This window comes from Cyclobacteriaceae bacterium, assembly GCA_025808415.1.
In the GTDB taxonomy this organism is placed as follows: domain Bacteria; phylum Bacteroidota; class Bacteroidia; order Cytophagales; family Cyclobacteriaceae; genus UBA2336.
Map to the genome: position 1 here is coordinate 100,912 of CP075525.1, position 11,804 is coordinate 112,715.

Consider the following 11,804-nt stretch of genomic DNA (forward strand, 5'->3'; position numbering starts at 1 on the left):
GTAGCATTGGCATTGCTACTCTCCGGTTTTAAAGTTGTACAATACAGATATAAATTATGATCTTGTATTCTATTTCCCAACATGCGCCTCTACGAAAACATACACGTTGAAAACACGGAAGATGTAATTCAAAAACTAAAAACATCGGCAAAAGCCGGTTTATCGGCTGGTGAAGCCAAATCAAGATTAGCGGAATACGGGCCAAACGAACTGGAAGAGCGGGTAAAGAAGCCCGCCTGGAAAATGCTGCTCGGCCAGTTTATGGAAACCATGGTGGTGATCCTGATTATTGCCGCTGTCATTTCCGGTTTTCTGGGAAAAGAGATTGAAACCATTGCCATTGCAGCCATTGTAGTGCTGTTCGCCATTTTAGGTTTTGTGCAGGAATACCGGGCTGAAAAAGCCATGGCTGCACTCAAGCAACTTACCGTTCCCTTCGTGCGGGTTATCCGCGATGGCGTAACGGATGAAATCTCTGCCAAAACGCTTGTGCCCGGAGATATCATTGTGCTGGAAGCCGGTAACATTGTGCCGGCCGATGTACGGTTTATTGAAACCGTAAGCCTGAAAATTCAGGAGGCAGCGTTAACGGGTGAGTCAGATCCGGTAGATAAACGATCGCAAGCCATTGGCAAAGCAGACACTTCACTGGGCGACCGGTTTAACATGGCCTACATGGGCACCATTATTACCATGGGCCGTGGTAAAGCCGTAGTGGTGCGCACCGGCATGCATACTGAAATCGGAAAGATTGCCAATTTGATTCAGGATGTTGAAAAAGGAAAAACGCCCCTGCAAAATAAACTCGATCAGCTGGGCAAGTGGTTAGCCATAGCCGGAGGCATAGCCGCAGGTGTAATTCTGGTGGTGGGGTTGCTGCAAGGCGAGCTGCTATCGGATATGTTTTTGGTGGGCATTAGTGTGGCGGTGGCCGTTATACCGGAAGGTTTACCGGCCGTAGTAACCATTACGCTTGCTTTGGGCGCGCAAAAAATGCTGAAAAGAAATGCGCTCATTCGAAAGCTCCCTGCGGTAGAAACATTAGGATCGGTTACCGTAATCTGTTCCGATAAAACGGGCACACTAACAGAAAACAAAATGACGGTAACTACGCTGGAAGCTACTGAAGTGTCGCTCCGGGCCTTTCCGTCTGAAGGCATTGAATTTCCCAACATACAACTCAACTTACTTATTGGGTTACTCTGTAACGATGCAGATATCCGGGTAAATGAAGATTCCAAAACCGTTATTGGTGAACCAACCGAAGCGGCTTTGGTTGACGCGGCATTAAAAGTGGGAATGATCAAGCAGGAATTTGAATTGAAGTTCCCCCGGGTAGGTGAAGTTCCGTTCGACTCCGACCGGATGCGCATGACTACCGTTCACAAATTTTCCGGTACTGAAGTCACCATTCCTCAACTGACTGCGCTTGGCCAAACGGAACATGTTGCGTTCATGAAAGGTGCGGTAGACAGTTTGTTGAAAATATCCAACTACGTAAAAACAAAAGAAGGAGTAGAGCCCCTGAGTGAGCAATGGGTAAGCCGTATAAAAAATACGCACGATGAACTCGCATCGCATGGAATACGAATACTAGGGCTGGCCTATCGGGAGTTGAAAGGTACCTATCAGGTAAACGACTCTGTTACCATTGAAGCAGAAGCTGTTTTTTCGGGTATGGTGGGGTTGATGGATCCGCCCAGGGCTTCCGTGAAGGCGGATGTAAAAAAATGTATTCAGGCGGGCATCAGGCCAGTAATGATTACGGGCGATTATCCCCTTACCGCCATGGCCATTGCCCGCGAACTTGGCCTTCCCACCGAGGCGGGATATCTTACCAGCGAACATCTTAGCGCGATGTCCGACAAGGAGCTGGAAGAAAAGGTGAAACAAGTAAGTGTTTTCGCACGGGTTTCGCCTCAGGATAAATTAAAAATTGTAACAGCGTTTCAAAATTTGGGTGAAGTGGTAGCCATGACCGGTGATGGCGTAAACGATTCGCCCGCGTTGAAAAAAGCAGACATCGGTGTAGCCATGGGCATTACGGGTACAGATGTTTCCAAGGAGGCATCAGATATGGTGTTGCTGGATGATAATTTTGCTACCATCGTTACGGCCGTAGAAGAAGGGCGGGCAATTTTTGACAACCTCGTTCGGTTTATTAAGTTTTCCTTGGGCGGCAACCTGGGAAAAGTGTTGGTGATGCTCTTCGCTCCGTTTATCGGAATATCCATTGCGTTGAGTCCGCTGCAGTTGCTTTACCTGAACTTATTAACCGATGGTTTAATGGGCCTGGGGTTAGGCATGGAACCTTCAGAAAAAAATAACATGCAACGGCCTCCGCGGTCGGTGAAAGATCCGGTGCTTAATAAACCGGCTGTCATCCATGTTACCTGGACAGGTTTTTTAATAGGTGCAATTTCATTGGCGGTGGGGTTCTTTTATTTTAATCCTGCTCAGGCTGACGATCCCTATTGGCAAACGATGGTGTTCGCTACACTAGGCTTTACCCAGATCGGCCATGCCCTTGGCTTACGGGCCTCCGGTTATTCTGTGTTCTCGTTAACGTCCAACATTGTATTTACCATTGTCATTGCCTTGACGCTGATCCTTCAATTAGTAGTAATCTATGTTCCCTTTTTCGGTGTGTTCTTTTCGCTCGCACCGCTGGCATTTACAGATCTTACGTTATCGGTTTCATTAGGATTGTTCGTGCTGGTATGTGTTCAACTTGAGCGCAGGTGGTTGAGCAAGGGTTAAAACAAAAAGTTAAATCGTCAATGCGAGGAACGTGGAGTGAGTGACTAAGCAATCCGACATTAACACGTCATTGCGAGGAACAACAGAGCAAGTGCATAGGCGTAACGTCCGTTTGCCCGGACGGGCAGGAGCTATACCACATTACGTATTGTGGGATTGCCTGGCTGTTCGGCTACAGGCTTGACGTTCACACACAACCAGCGAGGGCGAACAGAAAGAAAATATACACTCAGCACCCAACTGTGAGCATAGAGTACATCAAGAATATCTTTATCTTGGCACGCTATACCTAAACACGTATGTTACAACTGAAACGTCCCCTATTGGTTGTGCTGCTGATCTTTCTTGCTGGTATGGTGTATGCTCAGGAAGAACAGACCCAACCAGTTGACTCCGTTAATCAGGAAGTTGAAATAAAGCTCGCACCGTATTTTACACAACCACTAAAAACGACCACCAATTTTATTGTCTCGGTTGATGATCCGCTGCTGTTTCATTTTTCTGCAGGCGCACCGGTATTCCATTTGCTGCGGGGCCAAACACCCAACCTATCAGTTCCCGCACGAGCCCATTTTTTTACAGCCGGTGTTCGTTCCAACCAGTCACTGCTTATTGTAGATGGTGTACCTCTGAACCCCCTGACCACATCATCATTTAACTTCAATGCCTTCGAGTTTAGTCGCATCAGTGCCAGCGGAAGTGCAAACACCGCTAACATGTACGGTGGAGCAGCCGGCAATGGGGTTGTGGTGCTTGAAACGAAAACGGGGGAAGGTGCGGAAAAACCTGAGTTCGAATTTAACGCCTATAGCACAAGAGGTTGGAATGCTGACACACGGGACTTTGGGCTTCCCGATGATCTGCATCAATGGAATCATTCCTGGTCATTGGCGTATCGACAAGACTTTGGTGCCGTTGATACACGCATTTCCTATAATTTTTCGCTGCAACCAAAGTTAAGTAATGATGTTGGCGCCCGATTTAGCTATCATAATGCTTCCATCAACACTGGCGTTGATTTAAACAAGTTAAAGGTAAGACTGGTGCTAAATGATTACTACCAACAGTATAATTCTTCAGATAGTTACCAGGGCCCTGCAGGATTGACCACACAAACCACAACAGGAAACCGAAATTTTGCACAAGGCAACATTATGGCTTCGTACGAGGTAATAACCGGGGTGAAACTAACCGCACAATGGGTTTATGCAGAGGTTGATCTAATGAATAAAAATGAATTTATCGTTGATAACAACAAAAGCATTGCTCGTAATGAGCTTTTTCAAAAGAGAAATTTTTCAAATGTAGTTGCCGATTGGAGACTCAAGCCAATAACTGATCTAATATGGTCTGGGTATGCCGGGATGCAATTCAATCATTCCCGCTTTTCTGTTTACGGTTATAATGAAACAACAAGCGGGTCAATTGAATTGAGTCATTCGGAACGCTATAAGAATCCGGCATTATTGCTAGGTACCGAAGTGGGTTGGAAAGAAATACTATTTTTCAATTACTCGTATCGCAACGAGAAACATAGCGCTATTAACGATAGTAGGTCTAACTATACGGTTGGCGCTAATCTGATATTCTCCAACCTGATTAAGCCCTCTTCGAAAGTTCTTACTTTCGGTAAACTTCGCTTCAGTTATGGAGAGCGTTACTTTATGACTAATCAAAATTTTCCGTTTTCAAGTGCTGTGCGTGAACCGGCACTGCCTGAAAATAAACGTACCCTGGAAACCGGTTTCGATACAGGGTGGCTTAACAACCGAATTCAGTTCAGTCTTACACATTTTAATGATCTGATCTATGACCGAACGGTAGCATCTACCAGCCCTGGTGGCTCGGTAACTTTTGTTAATGTCAAGAATATTACGCAAAAAGGTATTGAACTGATCGCGGGTGCTGTGCCCGTAAAGCGAGAACATATTGAACACAACGTTAAATTAATCTGGGGCAACAGTCGCACGCAGATCGGATCTTATGGTGGTGTTCCGGTTGGATCACTAGATATTTCACCCAATCCCGATTGGACAGGCAGTATATTCAATCAACTAACCTGGAAAAATCTTTGGCTTAGCGCACTGTTGGACGTAAGTCACGGTGGCGATATACTTTCTTATAGCGGGGTTCCCCTAATCCTTGATGCCTCCTTCACTAAGTTGCGCGATGTTTCCGTTGGCTCACGTTTGCCGGATTTCGTTACCGAAAGGATTGGATTACGGAATGCAATGGTATCGCTTACCGGGCGAAATTTATGGATACAGACCAAGCAGGGCTTTGACCGTGAAGCCATGGGGCCGTTTGAATTCCAAAAAAGCATAAGCTTAAGCCTTAGCCTGGGTATTTAAAAACCTAACGCGTGATCATTAATCCTCTTTCAAAATCACCGGAAAATCCTGGCCGCGTGAAAATGTAAACGGATATTGCGGTTTGCCTTTCAGTTGTCGTGTCATCTCCGGCACCTGGTCATCGAGGTAGGATTTCAATTCGTAGATGGTAACCTTGCCGTCCAGCGGTGCACCATCGGCAGCACCTTGCAGGGCTTTGATCAACACATAGGTAAAGAGTCCATGGCCTAATTCAGCAAACTCAGTGGCAAACTGTTCACTGCCGGCCGATGCCAGCACATGAATGCCCGCACTGCGCGATAATTGGGCAATGGCTTTTTCTTCTGCAGCACCACGGGTGGCCAGTAATTCCACCGACCCACCCGACTGACACGCATCCATAATAATCATCTGCTTCAGCGCAGCAATGTTCCGGAATTTCTCCTGTAACATCGAAGCTGGTATAGCTTCTTTCTCCAACGATTTTATATCATAGAGTCGAATACTCTCAGATGGAATAAAAAAGAAACGATTGTCGGCCATGCTGCCGTGGCCGGCATAATAAAAGATAAATACATCTTCGGGTTTTACCTGTGCCGCCAGTTTATCAAGGGTTTGTAAAATATTTACCTTGCTGGCTTCTTCATCATACAGCGCATGTACTTCCAAAGATTTGAAAATGCCCTTTGTGTTTTCCATCAGCACTTTCTTAAACGATTCAGCATCGGGCCGTGCGTAGTTCAATTCAAGCTTGCTGTTTTTGTATTTGTTTATGCCCACTACAAACAGATGGCATATTCCGGGCTTCATGGGCACCTCGGCCACCAGCGACATGCTATGCGTTGCCGACTCCACCCGGTCAAGATTAAAAGCCGAAGCGCTGAATGTGTTTTCACCACCCACGAGAACAATTTCTTCCTTCACAATAACCTGTTCATCCTTCTTATACTTTTTACGTTCCGGTGGTTTGCTTAACGCGATGCTCTTGCCGTTATGCAACAACTTTATTTCATCAATGCCTCCGCCCCTTTCGGTTATGCGCACAAACACTTCTGCGCGTTTTCCGTCAGCAGTGGGCAGTACCGCTACACGCACATCGGGTGGTGGAGAGCTTTGTAATTTTCCTTGCAAGGTTTTCTGTGGAGTACCCGCTCCACGACTTTTATATAAACTCGGCAGCAGGTCGGGACGAAAGAACGTTTCAAAAAATTGTTCCACATCAAATGTGGTAAGGCCACTTACAAAATGAATTTTGTCGCGTGCATTTGCCGTGATGGAAAAATAACCGTCACGGGTTTTCACCATCCAGTCGCGTTCGGCCAGGTGAATGTGTTCATAAAATTCTTTTTTGTTCTCCAGGTCCCAGAATTTGGTGATGCCATCGAGGCTATGACTGATAAGTGTTTTATCATCTTTGCTGATGGCCAGGCTGGTAACATCGGCCTGGTGCCCGCTGAGTTGGTAGAGTAAATTACCGTTCACGGCATTCCATACATTGATTACACGATCAGCCCCCGCGCTGAAAATCCATTGTTCATGGTTACTAAAGATGGTGGTGTGCACGTTGCCCTCATGGTTGGAAAGTTTCATGATGCTCAGTCCGGTGGAAATATCCCACAGGCGCACGGTGCCATCCCAACTGGCGCTGAGCAACCGTTGGCCATCCTTGCTTTGCTGTATGGATGAAATGCCATCGGTATGGCCAACAAATGATCGCACCACAGATTTTGTATCGGGCTCCCACATCTCCAATGTTTTGTTAAGTCGCGCCACAAAAAAGTAAAGGTTGTTTTGATGCCAGGCGGCCACAAATCCCGAGTTGTTCTGCAGATCAATGTACTGCAACTGCTTACCGGTGTTTGCATCAAAGATCTTTATGGTGGCATCCCAACTGGAGGTAAGGATTTTTTTTCCATCATAACTAAAGCGAATATCAAATACCGGTTCGCGATGAGCTTTCCAGCTTCTCAACGAATCACCACTGACCAAATCCCACAGTACAACTTTTCCATCGGCACCACTACTTACCATTAATTTTCCATCTCCACTGAAGTCGAAACAGTAAGGCGCTTTGTCATGGCCGACAAATTCATGCACCTGCTGGCCACTGGCCATATCCCACTGCTTTAGTTTAGTGCCAAACTTCCCACGAATAAGCGACTTGCCATCAGGCGCAATCTTCAATTCATTTTTTATGCGGATGTATCGCGCAATGTGCGACTCCCAGTAAAAGTTTGGATCGTACGTTACGCCACCCTTGTCGCGTTCATTGAGTATACCGGTGAAAACACTGTGTGGTGTATCCGTTAATGTTCGCGCTTCGGCAAGGTTATTTTCCTTCACAAAAATTACACGGTCGTTTTGAAGGCTGAACAAGCCCCGGTTGAACTTAGCTTTTTCTTCTGTAGCGAAAGTCCTGATTAATGCACCTGTGGCAGCATTATATAAGGAGGCTTCTCTTTCATGCGTAATCAACAGCAGGGTTCCATCCGGGTTAATGGCCAGACCCTGAATGTCATCCACCTCGAGAGCAAGTGACTTTTGTAACTGACCCGTTGAAAGATCGTATTTCTTTAGCGCACCGCGATGCGAGGCGAGATACAGAAATTTACTGTCGGGACTAAAAACACTATACGAAGGGCAGCCTCCGCAGTAGCCATCTTCGCGCTTCAGGGTGTATTTTAATTCAAAGCTTTTAGCATCAAAAACCTGTGCGGTGTGGTTGTCCTCAGCAATGGAAAACCATTCACCATTACCACTTACGGCAAACTGCACGCCTGAACCTGTTCCCTTATTCGGACCAACTTTAATCTTCTTTATAATTTTCTTTTCAGGAATGCTGAACACAAACGCTTCCCACGGATAGCCTCCGATCAGCAAATGTTTACCATCTGCTAGAAAAGCGACTGATGTAAGCAGATCACCCATCGGTTCAGATCGGTACAGTGTTTCTCCGGTTTGGATATTCCATAACCGAAAGGTTTCATCATTGGCGCAACTGGCAAGGGTTTTTCCGTCTGGGCTAAAGGCAATGCTGCGCACAGAAGCCGTATGCCCAAGCAGGTTTCTGATTTCGCGGGTATTGTTCAGGTTCCAGAGTTTAATGGATTTATCACGGCTGCCAGTAGCCAGAATCGTGCTATCGGGATGCAGCGCCAGGCACAGCACCGATTGGTCATGACCCTTTTGAATAACCGTTTCAACTTGTGTTACCTGTGCTGTTGAGCTAAGCAAAACAAAAGTAAATGCATGGATGAGGTTTAATCGTAACGCCATGTTGATAAAGGTTAGAAGCAGAACGACAAGTTACGAAATAGGAAAGGAATGAGGTCAACAACCGTCAGAACTGCGTTACAAAAAATTAATCCCCAAAATACCCTACACTTTTCGCCATCAACCCGGCCAGTAGAGGAATAGTGAACAACAGTAGAAGCTCAAGGCGCAGCATCCAGAAAATTTTGTTGGGAATAGCAACCACTTCCTCCGGATTGCCTTTTCGGTTTTTCAAAAAGAAAATGGTAGGGTAAATGGAGAGCAATCCGATGCAAACAAACAACGACAACTTCAAATGGAAAATCCAATTCTTGCTATAGAACTCAACGGGCTTACCAAAACCACCCAGCCATAAGGTTAATCCTGCGCCTAGCAAAACCAATGCAGCAATACCATACACACCATCAATGCGTGCCAATCTGCCAATTTCATTTCGGCTAAGCTCTTTTTTTAAGAGCAGATGTTCCGCTACCAGTGTGGCGGCAATGGTAAAAATGCTGATGAAATGAATGTAACGGAGTAGCAGTTCGGTGGTCATGCGTGTTGAAGTTTCTTCTTATAAAACGTATCACAAGCAAAGTGCCCGGTATTTCCACAGGGCTTTGGAATTTTTTCAAAACCATTTTTCTCATACAGCTTCATAGCACCCTTCATCGTATTGAACGTTTCCAGGTAGCAGAAAGTGAATCCAATTTCAGTGGCTGCTTTCAAACATTCTACCAGCACATGTTGTCCCCAGCCCTTACCCCTGCCTTCCGGTAGAAAATACATTTTCTTCAATTCGCAGGTATCGGCATCGCCTCCTTCAAGCGGTGCTACACCACCACCCCCTACCAGTTTTCCGTTCTCTTCACATACAAAGTATGCACACCGGGGTTGGGTGTAGGTTGTATACATATTGTCCACTTCTTTATCGTGTATCGCAAACCCCTGGCCGCTGGCACCAAACTCGGGCATAACGGTGCGGATAATGTTGGCTACCTGTACATTGTCTTCCGGGCGAATTTTGCGGACTATCATTCGTGTAAAAGTGATAAACTTCAGGTGCAATATATTCTATCTTGTCGTCAAAAAATAAATGCTTATGCGTACGCTTACCGGTTTTCTTTTTCTGTTATTCTCAATCTCGGCAACTGCCCAGCTCACCGAGCTGACGGTAGAAAAAATTATGCGCGACCCGAAATGGATCGGCACCGCCCCTTCCAACATACGCTGGTCGCACGACAGTAAAACGATTTATTTTAACTGGAATCCTGAAAATGCTCCGGGCGATTCGCTCTACAAGATCACCCTTCAAAACCGCGCCCCCCAAAAGGTCTCTAAAGCCGAGCGATTAAGTCTTCCTGCTTCTGGTCCATACAATAAAGCATTCACTAAAATGGTGTATGAAAATAATGGTGACATTTTTCTTCTGGATATCCCCTCCAACAAAACAACCCAGATAACAAACACCACCGGCCGGGAAAGCAACCCCTCCTTTTCGGGGGATGAGAAAAAGATCATCTACACATACGATCAAAATCTCTACGCGTGGGAGATTGGTACAGGAAACTTCACACAGCTCACCGACTTTAAACGTGGAAAAAAACCAGCACCACCTGTAGAAACCGAACAGCAAAAGTGGCTAAAGCAGGATCAGCTCGCCTACATCCAGATTCTAAAGGAAAGAAAAGATAACCGCGAAGCTACACGCAACCATCAGAAAACGGAACTGCCTAAACGCCCTAAAGAAATTTACCTGGACGATAAAATGGTAGGACAAGCGAGGTTGAGTCCCGATGGCAACTATGTAACCTTTGCCCTCACCAAAAATGCCAATGCCAAAAACACAATCGTTCCGAATTATGTAACCGAAAGTGGCTTTACAGAAGACTTAAACACCCGCACAAAGGTTGGGGCTCCACAAAACACACAGGAGTTTTTTGTTTATGATATCAAACGCGATACGGTACTTCAGGTAAAAACTGAAGAAGTGCCGGGTATCAATGATGTTCCCGCTTACCTCATTGATGCTAAAAAAGAAGAAGGCAAAGACAAAAAGCCGCAAGCAAGAGCCGTTTCGTTTTTCGGTCCGGTTTATTCCGATGATGGCAAACATGCTGTTGTTCAGTTGCGCGCTGCCGATAATAAAGACCGGTGGATCATGTTGCTCAATGTTGCTACTCAAAAGCTTTCATTAATCGATCGGCAGCATGATGATGCGTGGGTTGGTGGCCCGGGTAGTTTTACGTTTGGCTGGATTACCAACAACGAACTTTATTTTGCTTCAGAAGAGTCAGGATATGCACACCTGTACACTTACACGATCTCCACGAAAAATAAAAAGGCCCTTACATCGGGTAAGTATGAAGTGCAGCAGGTTACCCTTTCACGCGACAAGAAAAACTTTTACCTGATCACCAACGAAGTACATCCGGGAGAAAAACACTTTTATAAACTTCCGGTAACGGGAGGTAAGGCTGAACGCTTAACCACCACAACCGGAGCAAACGAAGTAACGCTTTCACCCGATGAAAAAATGCTGGCCATTCGTTATTCATACAGCAACAAACCATGGGAGTTATTTCTGCAGGAAAACAAAACAAACGCAAAGCCTCAGCAAATCACCAACTCATTAACAAATGAATTTAAATCATACGCGTGGCGCGATCCAGTGCTCACCACTTTCAAAGCACGAGATGGAGCCGATGTTTACACACGTTTATACAAACCTGAAAAGCCCAATGGCGCAGCTGTAATTTTTGTACACGGAGCAGGCTATTTACAAAATGCCCACAAGTGGTGGAGCAGCTATTTCCGTGAATACATGTTTCACAACCTGCTGGTTGACAAAGGCTATACGGTGATTGATTTGGACTACCGCGCCAGTGCCGGTTATGGTCGAGATTGGCGGACGGGCATTTATCAATTTATGGGCGGAAAGGATTTAACCGATCATGTTGATGGTGCAGCGTGGCTGGTTAAAGAACATGGTATTGACGCAAAACGCATTGGTATTTACGGTGGTTCATACGGTGGCTTTATCACGCTGATGGGCATGTTTACTACGCCTGATGTTTTTGCTGCCGGTGCTGCCCTTCGGCCCGTTACGGATTGGGCACATTACAATCATCCGTATACTTCCAATATTCTTAACCTTCCCTACTCTGATAGCGTGGCGTATGCCAAAAGCTCACCCATCTATCATGCCGAAGGACTAAAAGGTGCGCTGCTAATGTGCCATGGCATGATTGATGTGAACGTGCACTTTCAGGACGTGGTGCGTTTATCGCAACGTCTGATTGAACTTGGGAAAGACAATTGGGAACTTGCTGTATATCCCCTGGAAGACCACGGCTTTGTTGAGCCAAGCAGTTGGACGGATGAATACAAACGGATTTTGAAGTTGTTTGAAGATAACCTGAGATAAGAGCATGCTTTGATTCATTGCGCCCTTGTGGA

Annotated in this window: 6 protein-coding genes; 3 read left to right on the top strand and 3 right to left on the bottom strand. The window is 45.9% G+C overall.

Annotated elements, in window-relative coordinates; translation table 11 throughout:
- Positions 1–81 precede the first annotated feature (81 nt).
- Together KIT51_00415 and KIT51_00420 are read left to right on the top strand one after the other, a co-directional pair.
- Entirely contained in the window at positions 82–2,760 is a 2,679-nt protein-coding gene (locus KIT51_00415) for a cation-translocating P-type ATPase (GenBank protein ID UYN86786.1), read from the top strand.
- Positions 2,761–3,059: 299 nt separating this feature from the next.
- Positions 3,060–5,111, top strand: coding sequence for a hypothetical protein (locus tag KIT51_00420; GenBank protein ID UYN86787.1), 2,052 nt, complete (start codon positions 3,060–3,062; stop codon positions 5,109–5,111).
- Between the two features lie 18 nt (positions 5,112–5,129).
- On the opposite strand, the gene KIT51_00425 is transcribed toward KIT51_00420, so the two are convergent.
- The 3 genes from KIT51_00425 to KIT51_00435 form a co-directional block, all read right to left on the bottom strand.
- A complete protein-coding gene (locus KIT51_00425; protein ID UYN86788.1) occupies positions 5,130–8,366 on the bottom strand; it encodes a caspase family protein in 3,237 nt (1,078 codons plus the stop codon).
- 85 nt (positions 8,367–8,451) lie between these two features.
- A complete protein-coding gene (locus KIT51_00430; GenBank protein UYN86789.1) occupies positions 8,452–8,901 on the bottom strand; it encodes a DUF2214 family protein in 450 nt (149 codons plus the stop codon).
- Positions 8,898–9,383: a GNAT family N-acetyltransferase gene (locus KIT51_00435; GenBank protein UYN86790.1), complete on the bottom strand. Its 486-nt coding sequence runs from the start codon at positions 9,381–9,383 to the stop codon at positions 8,898–8,900. Before KIT51_00435 ends, KIT51_00430 begins: the two co-directional genes overlap by 4 nt.
- Before the next feature lie 64 nt (positions 9,384–9,447).
- Between KIT51_00435 and KIT51_00440 the strand changes: the two genes are divergently transcribed.
- Positions 9,448–11,772: a S9 family peptidase gene (locus KIT51_00440; protein ID UYN86791.1), complete on the top strand. Its 2,325-nt coding sequence runs from the start codon at positions 9,448–9,450 to the stop codon at positions 11,770–11,772.
- Positions 11,773–11,804: the final 32 nt, after the last annotated feature.

What these genes read in the sequence shown, in the direction of transcription:
- KIT51_00415 (UYN86786.1), top strand. Translation starts at nt 82, where the DNA reads ATGCGCCTCTACGAAAACATACACGTTGAAAACACGGAAGATGTAATT.
- KIT51_00425 (UYN86788.1), bottom strand. Translation starts at nt 8,366, where the DNA reads ATGGCGTTACGATTAAACCTCATCCATGCATTTACTTTTGTTTTGCTT.
- KIT51_00430 (UYN86789.1), bottom strand. Translation starts at nt 8,901, where the DNA reads ATGACCACCGAACTGCTACTCCGTTACATTCATTTCATCAGCATTTTT.
- KIT51_00440 (UYN86791.1), top strand. Translation starts at nt 9,448, where the DNA reads ATGCGTACGCTTACCGGTTTTCTTTTTCTGTTATTCTCAATCTCGGCA.
- KIT51_00435 (UYN86790.1), bottom strand. Translation starts at nt 9,383, where the DNA reads ATGATAGTCCGCAAAATTCGCCCGGAAGACAATGTACAGGTAGCCAAC.
- KIT51_00420 (UYN86787.1), top strand. Translation starts at nt 3,060, where the DNA reads ATGTTACAACTGAAACGTCCCCTATTGGTTGTGCTGCTGATCTTTCTT.